General features: G+C 47.6%; 18 protein-coding genes and 1 pseudogene. 5 read left to right on the top strand and 14 right to left on the bottom strand.

The genetic code is table 11. The annotated features are described in order from the left end of the window. Positions 1-100: 100 nt before the first annotated feature. From DWZ76_RS13715 to DWZ76_RS13785, 14 genes and pseudogenes are all read right to left on the bottom strand, one after another. Entirely contained in the window at positions 101-487 is a 387-nt protein-coding gene (locus DWZ76_RS13715) for a cysteine-rich VLP domain-containing protein (protein ID WP_117659801.1), read from the bottom strand. Next, on the bottom strand, positions 477-2,102 hold the full coding sequence (locus DWZ76_RS13720) for a relaxase/mobilization nuclease domain-containing protein (protein WP_117659857.1): 1,626 nt from the start codon (positions 2,100-2,102) through the stop codon (positions 477-479). Before DWZ76_RS13720 ends, DWZ76_RS13715 begins: the two co-directional genes overlap by 11 nt. Beyond that, positions 2,074-2,469 (bottom strand): plasmid mobilization relaxosome protein MobC, encoded by a 396-nt coding sequence (locus DWZ76_RS13725; RefSeq protein WP_117659803.1) that lies wholly within the window; start codon positions 2,467-2,469, stop codon positions 2,074-2,076. The genes DWZ76_RS13720 and DWZ76_RS13725 overlap by 29 nt, the downstream gene beginning before the upstream one ends. A 628-nt stretch (positions 2,470-3,097) precedes the next feature. After that, on the bottom strand, positions 3,098-3,586 hold the full coding sequence (locus DWZ76_RS13735; RefSeq protein ID WP_002569239.1) for a hypothetical protein: 489 nt from the start codon (positions 3,584-3,586) through the stop codon (positions 3,098-3,100). 87 nt (positions 3,587-3,673) lie between these two features. Then, positions 3,674-4,042 (bottom strand): hypothetical protein, encoded by a 369-nt coding sequence (locus tag DWZ76_RS13740; protein ID WP_117659805.1) that lies wholly within the window; start codon positions 4,040-4,042, stop codon positions 3,674-3,676. A 70-nt stretch (positions 4,043-4,112) separates the two neighbouring features. Next, positions 4,113-4,313, bottom strand: coding sequence for a DUF6199 family natural product biosynthesis protein (locus DWZ76_RS13745; RefSeq protein WP_117659859.1), 201 nt, complete (start codon positions 4,311-4,313; stop codon positions 4,113-4,115). 204 nt (positions 4,314-4,517) lie between these two features. Further along, positions 4,518-4,646: pseudogene (locus tag DWZ76_RS13750) on the bottom strand (Maff2 family protein); the annotation flags it as partial. Positions 4,647-4,735: 89 nt separating this feature from the next. Next, positions 4,736-6,559 carry a VirD4-like conjugal transfer protein, CD1115 family gene (locus tag DWZ76_RS13755; RefSeq protein ID WP_107001181.1) on the bottom strand — a complete coding sequence of 608 codons (1,824 nt, stop codon included), beginning with the start codon at positions 6,557-6,559 and terminating at the stop codon, positions 4,736-4,738. Then, positions 6,556-7,026, bottom strand: coding sequence for a PcfB family protein (locus tag DWZ76_RS13760; RefSeq protein WP_107001182.1), 471 nt, complete (start codon positions 7,024-7,026; stop codon positions 6,556-6,558). The genes DWZ76_RS13755 and DWZ76_RS13760 overlap by 4 nt, the downstream gene beginning before the upstream one ends. 91 nt (positions 7,027-7,117) lie before the next feature. Continuing rightward, the gene (locus tag DWZ76_RS13765; protein ID WP_107001183.1) at positions 7,118-8,167 is read right to left on the bottom strand and encodes a hypothetical protein; all 1,050 of its coding nucleotides are present in this window, start codon (positions 8,165-8,167) and stop codon (positions 7,118-7,120) included. A 14-nt stretch (positions 8,168-8,181) separates the two neighbouring features. Then, positions 8,182-8,895: an antirestriction protein ArdA gene (locus tag DWZ76_RS13770; protein ID WP_107001184.1), complete on the bottom strand. Its 714-nt coding sequence runs from the start codon at positions 8,893-8,895 to the stop codon at positions 8,182-8,184. A gap of 4 nt (positions 8,896-8,899) precedes the next feature. Further along, on the bottom strand, positions 8,900-9,985 hold the full coding sequence (locus DWZ76_RS13775; protein WP_107001185.1) for a DNA cytosine methyltransferase: 1,086 nt from the start codon (positions 9,983-9,985) through the stop codon (positions 8,900-8,902). After that, a complete protein-coding gene (locus tag DWZ76_RS13780) occupies positions 9,972-10,328 on the bottom strand; it encodes a hypothetical protein (protein WP_009901612.1) in 357 nt (118 codons plus the stop codon). The genes DWZ76_RS13775 and DWZ76_RS13780 overlap by 14 nt, the downstream gene beginning before the upstream one ends. Positions 10,329-10,637: 309 nt before the next feature. Continuing rightward, positions 10,638-12,017: a ParB/RepB/Spo0J family partition protein gene (locus DWZ76_RS13785; RefSeq protein ID WP_107001186.1), complete on the bottom strand. Its 1,380-nt coding sequence runs from the start codon at positions 12,015-12,017 to the stop codon at positions 10,638-10,640. 230 nt (positions 12,018-12,247) lie between these two features. Here DWZ76_RS13785 and DWZ76_RS13795 point away from each other — a divergent pair, with 230 nt between their 5' ends. The 5 genes from DWZ76_RS13795 (at position 12,248) to DWZ76_RS13815 (ending at position 15,940) form a co-directional block, all read left to right on the top strand. Then, the gene (locus DWZ76_RS13795) at positions 12,248-13,075 is read left to right on the top strand and encodes an endonuclease/exonuclease/phosphatase family protein (protein WP_118472993.1); all 828 of its coding nucleotides are present in this window, start codon (positions 12,248-12,250) and stop codon (positions 13,073-13,075) included. A 4-nt stretch (positions 13,076-13,079) separates the two neighbouring features. Next, positions 13,080-13,520, top strand: a complete 441-nt coding sequence (locus tag DWZ76_RS13800; RefSeq protein WP_118468468.1) for a hypothetical protein — start codon at positions 13,080-13,082, stop codon at positions 13,518-13,520. Positions 13,521-13,569: 49 nt separating this feature from the next. Continuing rightward, positions 13,570-14,592 carry a hypothetical protein gene (locus tag DWZ76_RS13805; protein ID WP_118468466.1) on the top strand — a complete coding sequence of 341 codons (1,023 nt, stop codon included), beginning with the start codon at positions 13,570-13,572 and terminating at the stop codon, positions 14,590-14,592. Positions 14,593-14,954: 362 nt separating this feature from the next. After that, on the top strand, positions 14,955-15,332 hold the full coding sequence (locus DWZ76_RS13810; RefSeq protein WP_118468464.1) for a TnpV protein: 378 nt from the start codon (positions 14,955-14,957) through the stop codon (positions 15,330-15,332). A 47-nt stretch (positions 15,333-15,379) separates the two neighbouring features. Beyond that, positions 15,380-15,940 carry a CPBP family intramembrane glutamic endopeptidase gene (locus DWZ76_RS13815; protein ID WP_118468462.1) on the top strand — a complete coding sequence of 187 codons (561 nt, stop codon included), beginning with the start codon at positions 15,380-15,382 and terminating at the stop codon, positions 15,938-15,940. The last annotated feature ends 33 nt before the right edge of the window (positions 15,941-15,973 follow it).

Below are 15,973 nucleotides of genomic sequence, written 5' to 3' on the forward strand. Positions count from 1 at the left end.
GTGTCTGTCTATGGGTTCTGTTACGCTTTTAGGGGGCGTTTTCGGGGGAAAAGGATAAATGTATCACGCACCCTTTGACACCCTTCCAAAAAGCCTTGATTTATGCGGGTTTGAAATGCCCTAAAGCGTGACATTTCTCCCTTTGTTTCCGCTTCCGTTTGGCGGCGTTTATCCGCTTCATGCGTCCGGCGCAGTCCGGGCAGTATTTCCCCCGGTTGGATTTGGGGACAAAGAACGCCCCGCAGACAGCGCAGCGTTTCCGGCTTTCCCGGCGCATGAGGGCGGCTTCCAGTGCTTCATCAAGGGGCAGGACAGCGGCAGTAAACCAGCGGCAGAGCAGCGAATAGCTGATACTCTGCACACACACGCAAGGCTCGCCGTCCTCCAACAGCAGACAATTCCCGCTGTCATAGTTGCAACACTCATGCACAAGGCGGCGGGCTGCCCGGTACTGGCGGTAGTCCATGCGGGGGATATTACCGTTCATGGCTCTGCTCCTTTCTGCGTTGCGGCTCGCTCCGGCGTAAAATCTGGTCGATATTGCCCTTGACAGTCTGCAAGCGGCGGTATTCCTCCCGTTTTGCCCGGTAATCGTTGTAGCCGCTGTTTTTCTCTTTGATAAGGGCTTCAATCTCTGCTTGCAGGGCTTTATAGCCCGGCAGCTTGGAAATGCCGTTTTCTTTGAAATAGCGGGCGGCTGCGTCTGCTATGATAAAGTCGCTTTCGTGCTTCTGTCGGTAGGCTGCTTTTGCTTTGGCGTTTTTCTGCTGTTTCAGCCCGTCCCGGACAGGGCGGGTCTTGGAATAGGCAAGTACCTGCCGTTGCAGCTCCTTTTTCCCGTTCAGCGTCTTTTCCACCTGCTTCAGCTCTGTAAGGCTTTCCTGCATGGCGGCATAGGCGGCAGAACAGGCTTCGTCCAGTTCCTCCGGGGAAGAAAAGCCGTACTGCTGGTAGGCGGTAACGGTAGCCGCCATTTGCTTTAGGTTGTGCTTTGCCGCCCAGCGGTCATAGCCCACGCCCTTGCCCTCGGCTCGCTTGGCTTCCCGGTCAACCATGCGCTGCAAGGTGGTGTCTGCCGGGGTGGTTTTTGTGGTTTTTTCCTCCCGCAAGCGTCCCTTTTGTGTGTGGGGGTATTCGGGTATGGCTGTGGTCTGTTCGGCGGCTCTGTGGGCGTTCTGTGTGAGCAGGGCAAGGACAGCAGCCTTGTCAAAATCGTCCCCCAGCTTCCGGGCTGTGATAGGCTTTGTCCTGTCCGGCGTGAGGTAGGAAAGCCGCCCCCGGCTCTCCTTGACGGTCACACCCTCCCGCAGCAAAAGGGAAGAAAACTCGTCAAAGCTGGTAGCTTGGGAAAGTGCCTGCCGTATCGTCCGGCGCAGCTTCGCCTTGTCCGTTTCAAACTTGGTGGGCTTGGTCGGCTGTCCGGCGGCTTCTCTGGCGGCGTTCTCTTTATCAAGGGCAAGCTGCCCTTTCTTTGCCGCCCAGTATTCCCGTTCGGTTATCCGTTCCTTGCTGCCGTTCAAGAGGTCGATTTGGTAAAGCTCCTCCCGGTGGCACATCTCCATGACTTCACTCTTGAAATATTCCATAGCGGCATTGGTGCAGCGGTGCTTGCAGCCCTCCCGTGTATCGGCTGGTCTGTCCATGTAGGGCAGAAGCGGGACTTCATAAATCCGCAGGGAGTTGATGACGATATGCACATGGATATTGCCGCTGTGGTTATGCCCGTCCGGGTGGGTGCAGATTAGGGCTTGGTGTCCGGGAAAATGCTCTTTACAGAACTGCTCGCCCAGCTCCTGCGCCCGGTCTACGGTCAAGCCGTTGTCTGTCCCGTCCCGTGGGTCAAAGCTGATGATATAGTGGTGGCTTTTCACATCTTCCCGTTTTTTGTTTTTCTCATAGCGGAGATTGGCTCGCATACAGGCGACAGCGAAATCCTCTCCCCCGCAGTTGAGGGAAGAAATGCGGTAATTCTCCCTCGGTATCAGCCGCCCGTTTTCATCAAGGGTGGGCTTCATGGTAAACTCGTCATGCTCAAATGTGAGGTAGGCTTCCGCTGCGCCATAGTCCGCATTTTTAGAGCTGATATGTTTGAATGTTGCCAACAGCGTCACCCACTTTCTGCAAGACTTCAAACTTTAGGGCGGCAAGGTCGGAAACCGCCGCCCGTACCTCCCCGGCAAGCTGCGGGTAGGGGCTGTGCCACTCGTTCAGTGTCCGGGCTATCTGGTTTAAGTTGCCGCCGATCCTGCCGTATTCGGCGGTCAGCTTCCCGACAGCGGCAAGCAGCTCGTCGTTGACGGGGGAAACGGTTATGATGGGGCGTATGGCTGCCCCGGTTATGACTTGCCGGATAAACTCGGCTTGGCTCATGTTGCAGGCAGAAAGCCTTTCCGCAAACTCGGCGTATTCTTCCTCGGTCATGCGTGTCTTGACTACCCGGCTGCGGTGCGGCGTGTTGTATCGTTTCATAGGTGGTTGACCTCCTTTCTATGCGTGGTGTCCTCTCACTAATAGGAGAAAAACGGGGTGTGAAGCGGAACTGTTTTTGAAAAATCCGAAAAAATATTTTGAGGGATTTTTAAGCGGCGCAAGCCGCATAAGCAGGGTTTGGGGAAGGCACTCCCCAACAAGATTCCCGCAGGGGCAAAATGAGCGAAAAGCGAATTTTGGTACTGTGGTAGAATCTTGCTCTAAGAAACTGCCGACCTGCCGTTCACTTGCTACTGCCACTTTTTCAGAAAATCTATAACCAGCTTTTTTTATAAAAGGCTGCGGGCTGGCGTTTTTCCCTTACTCCCTACAAACCACAAAAGAGCAGAATGGACGGACTTTCCGGCAAGAACTTTTCCGGCGGCTCGGTCTTTCCCGACAATAAGGCGTTTCGGAAGCTGCGTTTTGCCCGCTGTCTGAAAAAAATGGCAGCCTTTTTTGGTTTCACTGTCTAATACGGAACTTTTGGAAATTTGCCAAAAATGGACGCAAAAAAAGCAGCAAATCTTTTTCGGATTTACTGCTTCATGTGCCGCTGCGGTGCGGCGGGATGGATATTCAGTTGAAATAAAAGAGGATGGTGGTACTTTAGTCTATCGACTCTTTACTAACTATTAGGTAATCTTGAAAGATTTTCCTTGAATTTATCTAAAGAATGTTCATTGTTTCCCGCAAAAATAAGTGGAATTGTATATTCATATGATATGCCATTTTCATAGTCCGATAATTGTATTTTTATAGTATCATCCCTCTCATCTTTAGGTGCTATATATATGAATGAATTTTTATTTATATCAGATATTTTCCCTTTTTCAGAAGAAACAGTATAACCCCAGTCTGTTAAATTTGTCTTTATTGTAACTTCTGTTTCTGTTTCTTTTCTAGTCTGCAATGCTGTTTTATCGATTTGGATATCAAAAGGAGTCGAACCTAACAATTCACTGTTTATATTTACAAGTTCTTCTCCATTTGTTTTAGAAATATTAGATTCATCTTCATAATTTTGTTGAGATTCATCTTTTGGTGTTTCTCTGTTACATCCTAATAAAAAGCATAAAATAATTAGTACTAATACAGAAAGTTGTTTTTTTTGCATTTATTTCTCCTTTCATATTATCAAAGAAAGCACTGAGAGTACTTTCAAGAAATTATGAAATATTCTCAATGCTTTCTATTTTTTCCATTAAATATCAACAAAAATCACTCGATGTCCATGCATACGCATTGAACCAACTGAATTATTTACTTCTGGTTTAAAGTATACTTCATTTCCCATCTCGCCAGTATTAAATTCAATACTCGGAGACACAAGATATGCCCAATTACTATCTTTTACGCTCTGTCCATCAAGATCGATAAGTTTTTCAAAATAGTCGGATAAAACTTTCCAACCAACTTGCCACCAATTTACTTTCCGCTCACTTTCATTAGTTTGTGTCGCTTCTGCCTTTGCTTCCGGCGATAACTCACTTGCAAAAGTCGTCGTACTTGCACCTATACATAGCGTTCCTATAAGTGCCAATGATATAACCTTTTTAAATATCTTATTCATACAGTTCACTCCTTTCTTGAAATTATTGAATTCGAATAATAGGATACAATTTAAGAACTATAAGGGTGTTTCATTTTATAATTAGATATATAATCATACCAACTGAACAAATAATAAAAAATACACCACCAATCCGCATTAATACTAAATATAGTTCGGTTGGTTCACCATTTTTTACTGTGAATAAATTTTCTATTTTCCATAATATTTTAGGATAACAGACCATACAAACTCCCAAAATCAATAATACCAACACCCATAAATAGTCCACCAAATTTCCCTCCTTTCAACTAAGTATCCTTGTATACATTTCTACACTATATCTTAGGATAATGTTACCATGAAAATGCCGATAAATCAAGCGTTATTCACGATATGATATGTAAAACCTCAAAAGATTTCGTCATTTTTAACAATGTTTGTTTGGAATAGTAGGGCTGCATATCAATTTTTATATGCTACTTTATGACACATAAGCATTTGCCGCAGGGTTGTCCGACCCGTAACCTTCCAGAAGGTTGATGACACCCCACACCGCCAGACCGGCGCCAAGAGCCATGACCAGAATTTTAAGAATGTCGATTGCCTGATTGAAAAATTCCATATACGTTCCTCCATTTTGTTTGTTTGATGGTTTTGGGTACAAAAAAAGCCGCCCACATCGGCGGCGCTTCGGGTCATCATGGCCCGAAGTTACACGAACTCGTCGCTGTCCAGATCATCGAAGTTCAACAGGTCAGCTTCTTCGTCCGTGTCGGAGCCGTCCACTTCGTACACCGTGTATTCGTCCTCCGGCTTTAGTCTCAATGGCCGGTGGCGGAACAGGCTTTCCAAGCGGAAGGCGTTTTTCTTTTTATCAAATTCGGCTGTGTACTTGTAATTCGGGTGCTTTTTCAAGTCATACTTCGGGGACAGGAAGGGCGGGAGCCCCCGAAGCTGCAAGATACATTTATCCCCGGGCATGGTGGTGATCTCGCTGGTAGTCATCAGCTCCCGGCCAAGCCGCTGCATATTCTGGCTGTAACTTTCAGACTGCCCCCGGCTCCGGCCTTCGGTCTGCATGGAGATGGTGGCCTTGCCCAGCCAGTTTTCCGAAATATCCTTTAGGGTGGAAGCCTCCCGGCCTCCGAGGAACACGATACTGTCCATGTTGCCCATGATGGTTTCAGAATGGTCCTTGTACAATGCCTTGCACTGGCTCATAGCCTGATAAAAGAGTGTCAGGCTGATCTCACGGGAACGGATGACAGCCACAATTTTCTCCAGCCCCGGCACCTGCCCGGTGTTGGCAGCCTCGTCCCACAGCACCCGCACATGGTAGGGCAGACGCCCGCCATAGGTATTGTCAGCCCGTTCACACAGAAGGTTGAACATCTGCGAAAAAGCGAGGGCAACCAAAAAGTTGTAGGTGGTGTCCGTGTCGCTGATAAGGAAGAACAGCGCTGATTTTTCATCCCCCAGCTTATCAAGCTCCAGTTCGTCATAGGACATGATCTCCCGAAGCTGGGGAATGTCAAAGGGGGCAAGTCTGGCTCCGCAGCTAATCAGTATGCTTTTAGCTGTCTTGCCGCTGGCCAGCTTGTATTTCTTATACTGTCTCACAGCGAAGTGCTGGGGACTGCGGCGTTCCAGCCCATCGAACATATAGTCAACCGCATTTTTGAAGGTTTCGTCATCTTCCCGGACTTCCATGCTGTTTATCATTTCCACCAGCGTATTCATGTTGCGTTCTTCCTCCGGCCCCTCAAAGACGATATAGGCCACAAGGGCGCAGTACAAAAGGGTTTCGGCTTTTGTCCAGAACTCGTCGCCCTCCTTGCCATCGCCTTTGGTATTGGCAATCAGGGCGGTAACGAATTTCAAAACATCGCTTTCCGTCTTGATATAGGCCAGCGGATTGTAGTGCATGGATTTGGAGAAGTCGATACTGTTGAACACCCGCACCCTGTATTTTTCCCTTTGCAGGAACCGCCCGCACTGGTCGAGGGTGCCGCCCTTCGGGTCTACCACCACATACGAGGAATGGGCTTGAAGGAGCTGCGGGGTCAGCCAGAACCTTGTCTTTCCCGAGCCGGACGAGCCGATGACACAGGCGTTTAGGTTCCGGGCATTGGCAGGTACCTTCGGACGGGTGTTCATGGTAAGGAACTCCGTCCCGGTTAAAATGACATTGTTCTGAAATTTAGGGTCTACAAACGGCTTTATATCCTCCTTTGTTCCAAAGCGGGCGGTGCCGTACTCCGCATCCCGCCGGAATTTTTTTGCCTTCCTGATCTTTGACTGTATCAGCAGATACATCCCAGCCGCACCGGCAAGGCCCACCAGCAGGTCAATACCGCCCAGCCCCGGCCAGTAGGTTTCAAAGGCTTTCGGGAAGGTGTCGAGCATCCCCATGAGCTTTGTCCCGAAGTCTGTGCCGGGTGCAGTCCGGTAGGCCGTCCCGATTTTGGAAAAAAACCAGAACACAAAGAGGTACGGCAGGTTGGGGAGCACATATTTTCTGATCTTGTCACTCAACGTCCGTCCTTCACCGCCTCTCTGGTCCGCTGCTTCTCCTTTGCCTGCGTCCTGATCTGCTCCGTGAATTTCCGAAGCTGGCCGAGGATAGAAGGCTTGTCCTGCTCTTTGTCCAGCACCTTTGCACTGTACTTCTGGAAGGCCGCCGTGATAGCGTCCGCCTGATTGGCTTTGAAAAACAGCAGGTAATGGCCGGGGCTCACTTTATGGAAAGCGTAGTCCACATGGAACTCCTTCGCGATCCGGTCAAAATCCTTCGGGGCTCCCACATAGGGCATGGCGCTTTTGCCGCCATAGTGGTTCATCAGCTTTTTCACACTCTGGCGTCCCTGTGGGGTCAGCGCCTTCCGGTGGTGCTTTTGCAGCGTCCGCACCACCTTCCCAAGAGCGGCAGCCAGCACTTTTCCCGTGAGCTTCGTTGTCCTGATCGAAAGGGCAACCGTTTTTTGGTTTACTTCTTCCTGCATAAAACCTCCTTTCCGTCGGGGTTCCCGCTATCCGGGAGGCCCCCGTACAATCTCGGCGAACAGAAAGCCTCGGGCCAATGTGGCCCGAGGCTTACCGCTCGGCATCCCTGCCGGACGGAGCTTTCTTTTCCGGCTCCGTCTGGACTTTTTCGCCCTGTTCCCGCATGGTCTGCAAGATAGAGGGCTTCTTTTGAAGCTGGGAGGGCTTTTCGCCGGACAGCGGCTTGATACATTCCAGCCGGTCAGCCGCCCGGATGGCGTTGTCCGTGAGCTGCCTCTGCCATGCACCCACGCTGGGAGCCCAACGAAAGCCGCTGCTTTTCAGCTCGGCCCGGGTGTCCGCGTCAGGCTTTCCGTCAAAGAACACCTGCAAGCGGTTGTCCTCCCGGTTCATTTCCACACGACCCCCATCGAACTCCCAGCCGGAAAATTCCTGCTGTGCCTGTTTGGAAAGCTGTTCGATACGGGCCTTTACCCGGCGGATCTCCGCGTTGTTGTTGGTAAGCTGGTAGCTTTCAAAGGGCCTCGGGTCGCTCCGCCAGCTTGACGCCATGCTTGCTTTCAGCTTTTCGATCTGGTCCGGCGACAGCAGCGCACAGCCATCCAGTTTGCCATGCTTGCGGTAATAGGCGTTGACCTCCTTCATAATGAGCTGGGAGCGTTCCAGCCCGTCCAGCTTCTTCTGGAGCTTTTCAATCGCTGCCGGGTCATCGGCGCTGATCCCGCCCATGCCGGTACTGCGTATCTTATCCAGCAGCCCTTGAATATACTGCCATTCCTCCATGTTGCTGTCCCGGGCCCGGTTCTGTTTTTCCTTCTTCCCCACCGGGAAATTGGCAGGTCCGGCGATCATCACAGAGGGAACCCTTGCGTCAATGGCAAAGCCCTGGTTCATGTTTTCAGCCAGCTTTCGGGCATAGGTGTCTAACAAATGGTCGATCTTCTCATGGTACATGGGGGCCACCCGGGATTTCTGCTTTTCCGCTATGGCGGCGGCCTTGTCCACCATTGCCCGGTATTCCGCCGTTGCGCTCCCTTCCTTGTAGTCGGAAAAGCTGTTCATTTCCTTTGCCCGGCGGGCGGCTCCTTCATTGATAGGGTAATAGTTGATGGTATGCACCTCCTTCATGCTTCGGGCCATGCTGGCCCGAAGTCCTACCGTTCTTCATGGGAAGGCCCCGCCTTGTCCTTTTTCGGAGCGGGCGGGGCTTCTTGAAACCGTTTGAGTGCAACGAGAATGGAGTGGACAGGTTCGGCCTTTTCAGGATAGGCAAATATCCGGTGTTCCGGCGGAATGTCCTGCGGCCCGTGGTAATACTCCTTGAAGCCCTCCGGGACTGCCGACACATATCCACCGGGAGCGAATACGCCGCCCTCGTTGATACGCACATCCCGCCCGTATGCTTCATAATCGAAGTAGTTCTGAATGTGCTCCGGTATGTCGATGGTCCCAAGCTCGTCGGCGTAAAGGCGGCCCAGCCCTTCATCATCGGAAATATCCGGGTAAAAGCGGTAAAGGTCAAGGTTCTGCGTCAGGTTTATCAAATCCTTCACGCTCCGTGTGTGGTTTCCCAAGACAAGAGCGGCTTCAAAGGTTTCCAGTCCGCCCTTATCCCGTACTTCCAGCAGGGCGTGGCCCAGCTCGTTCAGCTCGTCGATGTTCTCACATTCGTAGAGATGATCGTAGAGCCCCAGCACATCGCTGTCAAAGCTGGTAAAGAACACTTCGCTGTACCGTTTCCCGTCTATCCCGATTTTGGCAAGGGCGGCCTGCAACTCCTGTGTCGTCGTGGGGAAATGTACCGTTGTCCCTACCTCAATCCCCATCAAGGGGTACAGGGCGGTGTTGGTTATATAGGCTTCAAACATGGGCTCATTCCTCCTTTCCGGCCCGATCAGCCAGCACCTCATAGATCCCGGCCATAATGTAATCGGCGCAAGGGAGGGCAATCGCGTTCCCCAGCGCCTTGTAGCGTTGCAGAGGCCGGATCTCCACGCCGTCCGCCCCGTACTTTGTCCAGCCCTCTGGCAGCCCCATCAGCCGTTCGCTTTCCGTTTCCGTCAGAAAACGGATACAGCCGCCCTCCGGGTCGCCCTCATACCAGAAGGCGAAGGGCGTCACGTCACTGGCTAAAAGAGTGGGAAAAGGGTCAGTTGGTAATCCGAAGCTGTTTCGGAAGGCCGTTTCTTCCTGCCTTTTTGCCGCTCCCCGCATACGGAAGCACTGAAAGGGGTGGATGACTGGTATCTGCCGCCCTGTTTCAAAAGAAGCTGTTCGATCTCCTTCGGCGGCGGCCCGCCCGCCCTCTCCGCAAGGCGGAGGAAGTGGGAGCATTGGACGGGGCTTAAATAGTATGTCTGCGGCACGTCTGCCTCCAAAATCCGCCACGACGAAAATCCGCTGCCTTCGTGCCAGCCTTCGGGTGCCTGCCCAATACTGGGCGTCCATGAGCCGCCAGCACACATCAGGCGTTCCCCCTCGCACCATTCCGGCATTTCCCCATCTTCCCGAAGGAGGCATTGGAACTTCGGTGTCCGAGAAGGCGGATAGGACGGCTCTAAAGTCCATCCGGTCATTTGTAGAAAACGCTCCCATGACGTTTTCCCAAACAGCGATAGCTGGATATAGGTTATCAGTAGCATCCCTCATTTCCTGTATGATACGAAACGCCTGATAGAACAGGCTTGATTTTGCCCCGGCAAGGCCGGAGCGGTTGCCGATCAGAGAAAGGTTCTGACAGGGGGAACCGAAGGTTATCACATGGACCGGCGGGATTTTCCCGCCGTCCACCTTCGTAATATCTCCCAAATGCGCCATATCGGGAAAGTGCCTTTTGGTTATGGAGATGGGCGCTTTTTCAATCTCGCTGGCCCAGACCGGACGGATACCGCACCGGGAAGCAGCCAGAGGGAACACGCCGATCCCGTCGAAAAGGCTCCCCAGCTTAATGTCCGGCATGGCCCGGGGTGCCGTGTCCCTTCACGGCAAGCACCCCTTCCAGCGTTGTCGCCGCAATGCCCAGCCGTCCGGCAACCGCAATATCGTTTTTCACATCCTCGTCCACAACGCTGCCGCAGACGATCAGGGTATGAGAACGCCGCAGCATATCCCGGCGCATATCAATCCCGGCCTTATGTTCCTCGGGAACGCTGTCATTCAAAAACAGCGGCAGGTACAAGAGCGGGCAGATCGGGGAAAAGCCCGCCTCATAAGCAAGGCGGCAGTAGTGAGCCGCCAGCTCCATATCAACATCCGGCTCGCCGCTCCATGCGGCGGTCAGGTACGCTAAAGGTCGTTTCATTGGTTGAGCCTCCATTTCTGTTTTGGTTTAGGGAAAAGCAAGAGTTCGCCCAATCCCTCCGCCCCTTCCCCCGGGAAGGGGAACGGCTCTGGAGAATTTATATCCCCGTCGCTTGACCGGGAAAAAGCATAACCGGGAGAAATCCGTCAAGGGTGCCTCTGGCACCGCCTGCGGCGGCGCTGCCCTTGACTGATTTTCCCGGCTATGCTACGGAATAACTGGCGACGGGGAATCATTTATATCTCCAGAGCTTCGGGGCGCGGGGCAGAGCCCCGCAATCCTCGGGCCATGCTGACCCGAAGTTTTAGCTTACTTTTCCTGTTCGGTTTTCTTCTCCGGTTTTTCGTGTTCCTTCTGCTGACCCTTCCAGTCGTCCAGCAGCTTGATGATCTGGTCCTTCATTTCCCTCGGCGTAGTTTCCTTGCCGAAATACTTGCTCAGTTCCGCACCTGTCAAAATCACTTTGTCTACCTCCTTTTTGTCCTCCATCATAATGCCGTCGATCACATCCCCGTTGAGCAGCTTCTTTTCGTCCAGTTCCCGCATACGCTTTGCCTGCGCCTGTGAAGGCGAGGACTGCTGGCTGTCAATGGCAACGGCGATATAGTTCTGGTTCTTCTTGCCGATATAGGAAAGCTCCACCGCCGTAGTAAAGCCCAGTTTTTTTTCATCCATCAGCTTCATCAAGTCGGGAACCAGCTCATTGAGCCGGATATACCGCTGCACCTGTTTGACCGCCATCTTATTACGCTCGGCCACAATTTCGTTGGAGCGTTTTCCTGCGTCCTTCGGGTCAATCTGGCCCGAAGTGCGGGAGCCCTGGTGCTTGATAGCCTCAAGCTGCATTTTCAAGGCTTTGGCCCGCTCACTGGGGAGGATTTCTTCACGCTGGTTGAGATTATCCTCGACCATCTGCGTGATGGCTTCATCGTCTGTCAGGTTTCGGACGATACAGGGCATATCCGCATATCCGGCAAGCTCGCTGGCTTTCTGGCGGCGGTGGCCGGACACGATCTCATAGCCGCCATCCTCACGGGGACGGACGATAGCGGGCTGGGTCACGCCCTTGTCCTTAACGCTGGACACCATAGCCCGCATTTCTTCATCGTCCCGGACTTCAAAGGGATGGTTCTTGAAGGCGTGGAGTTCGTTCAGCTTGATATAGACGATCTGCTCCTTGCCCCGGCGTGGAGCATCCTTCGGTTTTTCGGGTTCCTTCGGAGCGGGAGCGGCCTGTACCGTTGGAGCCGTTTTTTTCTCCGGTTCCTTTTTGACCGCCTTTTCCGTTTTCTGTGCGGGAGCTTTGGATTTCGAGGCTGCGTCCTTGTCCTTATCTGCTTTCGGGGGACGGCCCCGGCGCTTCGGCTGTTCCGGCTCTTTGGGTTTTTCCTCTGCTTTTTTCGGAGCCTCCGGCTGCTTTTCCGGTTTCTCCGCTTTTGCCGGGTCAGGCTTTTCCACGCCGGGAGCTGCCGCTCGTTCCTCGGCTTTCTTTTCCTTCATAATTTCAGCGAAGTTATAGACAGAAACCTGTGGGGTCTTTACCTCTGGTTCCGTCTTTTTTTCCGGCTCCGGGGAAACGGAAACCTTCTCCGACTCTTTTGGGGGATTAGGCGGTGTTTCCTTGCCCGGCCCGCTATCCGTTACCGGCTGTTCCGGCGTTTTTGTGGTTTTATCATCTGCCATAAGCATTTACCTCCTGTTTTTTGGCATGAAAAAAGGGGCTCAACTTTTCAGTCAAGCCCCCGTGGGAAGTTCCTCCTTTCTCCGCCATGATACAAAAATACCGCCCGTAGTCTCGTTTGGGCGGTACTTTGTGTAAGATTGGCAGTCCATTATTAAGTTTTTTATTATGTTCCCTTTGTACACCGTTGCAAATAATCTATTGGTATAATATAATTGGAAGTTTATATGAAAAAGAGGTGAGAATAATCAAAATTCTATTTTGGAACATATATAATAAAAATCTAATTAGTCCACTAATTGATATGATAAAGGAAAATCAATTAGATATAGTTTCTTTGGCTGAAGCTGAAAATTTGGATATAACTGCAATATTGAATCATCTCAAATTAAGTGGTAATGAATGGAACGATATTCAGATTAGCCCGCAAAATGATATTAGAGTGTTGGCAAAGAAAGAAATTAAGATTATTCCATATAAAGAAGATGGGCATTATTCCATTTATAAGATAAAAAAATATGATAAAGTTGATTGTCTATTAGTAGTTGTTCATCTTTTGAGTAAAAAGACAAAATCTAATGAGGCACAATATAACCGTGCGAATGACATAGCTAGGGAATTGAATAAATATGAACAAGAATTTTTTGAAAATAATGAAAAACGGACAATTATAGTAGGGGATTTTAATATGCAACCATATGAGGCTGGAATATGTAGCGGTTATGGTTTTAATGCAACAATGTCAGCTAGTCATGCGGCTAAGAAAACTAGAAAAATTGATGGGAGAACAACATATCTTTATTTTAATCCTATCTGGGCTTTAATGGGTGCAAATAAATTAGTTCAAGGTTCTTACTATAATTCAGGAGACAAAGATGACCATGCAATATACTGGTATTCATTTGATTCAGTATTATTAAGACCATGTTATATTGATAAGTTTAACTGGGACTACTTTGAAATAATAGAAAAGACAGAGAATCACAACTTTGTTCCCAATACAACAATTGATAAAGAAAAATATTCTGATCATTTGCCAATAAAATTTGAAATTATAGGAGGATGAAAATATGGCTATAGATTTATGGGGATTTAAAAATGTAAAAGATTTGGAAAAAAATACTAGCGACTTTCCAGAAACAATCTTAAAAGAGCAGATATCTGCATTAGGAGATAAAACGGGATTTGTGCTTTATGGAAAACCTATTTATATGAAAGTGACAAATCATGAAGTTGAATATGGTGCAGCAACAATATTTAATGTAATAGTTCCGGCATTGGATGACTATAGTAAGACAGTGCTAATTATGTATTCTAATTTTGAACAGAATTATCCAGTTGCGATTTCAGTAGGGAAATCTTTCTCTGAGGATATGGATTTTTTTTGCCCGCAGTATGAATGTAAAAATATAGATGAATTTAAAGATGCATTGAAGAAAATCCTCAGTTCAGATGAAGTTATGGAAACCATTAAAACATTATATTCAAAGGCTAATATGTTGGGAAATTAAGCAGCATTAGTTAGCTCATTTATAATGGCTGCAGATAGGAGGTTATCAAATGTCACTTCAAGATATTTTACCATATAGATTACCGAATCATGTAGGAAAGCGTTTGATAGATCCGCATGTGGTCATTGTAGGTGCAGGTGCATCTATTGCTGCTTGTGAGATAGATAAAAATGGAAAGAAAGTTCCATTATTAAAAAATATACACAACATTCTTGGCCTTACGGATGAATTGAAAAAATATAATTTTTCGGATGAACAGATGGAGGATTTTGAAAAATTATTTTCTGATATAAATGGAAAAACTGAGTATAGAGATTTACAGAAAAAATTAGAATATGAAGTGTGCGATTATTTTAGCAAATTGCAGATTCCAGATGAACCAACATTATATGATTATTTGATTTTGTCGTTGACTGAAAAAGATGCAATAATATCATTTAACTGGGATCCATTTTTGATGCAAGCATATAAAAGAAATATATGTGTTGGGAATTTACCTGAGTTAATATTTCCGCATGGTAATGCTGGAGTCGGTTTGTGCTATGAGTGCAAAATAAAAGGGTATGCAAATTGTCTTTGTCCGAAATGTTTTAAAGAACTTGAGCAAATGCCATTGCTATATCCTATAGGAAAGAAAGACTATAATAGCAAGCCGATAATTGTTAATGAATGGAATTTGGCGAAATCTGTGTTGTCTAGGGCGGCGGGGATTACAGTATATGGTTATGGTGCTCCTGTTACGGATGTTGAAGCGGTGGAATTGATGAAATCAGCCAATCATTTAAGCCAGATGAAAGATATTGCTCCATTTACAATTATAAATTTGGCAAAAAATGAAGGTGAGCAGAGAAAAAAATGGTCTGAATTTTATGATGTAAAAATGTTTCTGTATTGTAATAAATTTGAAGAAACAATGCTGTGGAAAAATCCTAGAGTGAGTTTGGAAGCCTTGTTTGATGCGATTCTTCAGCAACAACCAAGAAGTGAAGAAAAGTCATTTAGAGAATTTTCAACGCTAACAGAGTTACAAGAATTTGTTAAGACCATTACAGAGTTTGATATGTGTATTTAAAATCCTTAGTAGTAAGCCTACCTCGTTTTACTACTAATTTTACTACTAACAGCCCGCAACAACTTGCTCCATCTTGCCCTATTTTGCCAAGATGCCATCCCAAACACACATTCTACAAATCCCCGGAATCCCTTGCAAAACAGGGCATTCCGGGGAAAATCAAGGAGAAATAAAACAATGATAAAAGTATTATTCATCTGCCACGGCAGGATTTACCGGGCATGATGAAAAGTCTCAAATCGTCTCATAAGCCCCGTTTTTAAGCGTTTTTTGTGCTTCAGTCTCAAATTTACCAAAGATTTACCAATATTTCTGGAGAGCCAGACTTGCAAAAAAATGAGCCAGAATGAGGAGATTAAAACATGAGCGAATTGAAACCAAGAATAACGGAAAACGGAATTGATTATATCTTTGTTGGAGATTACTACATCCCAGACCTGAAACTGCCGGAAGAACACCGCCCCATTGGAAAGTATGGACGGCTGCACCGGGAATATTTAAGGGAAATCCATCCAGCCCGATTGAACACATTGACCTTGACTGGGGAGTTATGGACATATCTTTCAGACCTGAACGAACAGGCACAGGAACGGTTAGACACCATCATGGAGCAGATGAAAATTGCCGAGGGCGTAACCGAGGAATTAAAGTGTACCCGTCAAATGGAATGGGTGCGGCGGTGCAATAATATCCACAATCGGGCAGAAGAAATTGTTTTGCATGAGATAATTTATTCATAATAGTATGGTGTCAGGATTATGACAAATCAGAGGTTAAAAGGTGCGTTATGTTAAAAAGCATAGGGTTATATTTTAGAAAAATAGACTTTCTGAATTTTGCAGTTGGAGCTATAATGCCAATCATTGTATTGTTTATAGTTTATTCATCAGTCAAATCAAATATAATTCTTCAAGACACTGATTTTTTATCACTGTTGATGAATCATAAAGGGAAATTCATATTTTACTTTTTCGTGTCCTTTATTGAAGAAGTTATTTTTAGAGGAATTATTTTTGGGCTGTTGCTGCAAAAATGTAAAAATAAGTATTTGAGTTGCGTAATAGCTGCACTTATTTTTACACTACCACATATTTTTAATACCGATAATATTTCTGTTCTGGTAATGTTTATTTTTCCTTTTCTATATGGAATATTTGCTAATGAAATGTTTTACACTACAAAGAGTATTTGGATGCCCACAGGATTTCATTGGTTATGGAATTATACAATAACAAGTTTGTTTCTTGTTACAGGAACACAAAGTTTCATATATGTACATATCATAGCAGCAATGATTATAATGATACCGTTGTTTTACATTGTTATTGGGAAAACACGCGTAGAATGATTATGACAAATTAGAAGTTTTGGAGGTAGAAAA

The sequence above is a fragment of the Clostridium sp. AF35-15 genome (genome assembly GCF_003477745.1).
Lineage (GTDB): Bacteria > Bacillota > Clostridia > Lachnospirales > Lachnospiraceae > Otoolea > Otoolea fessa.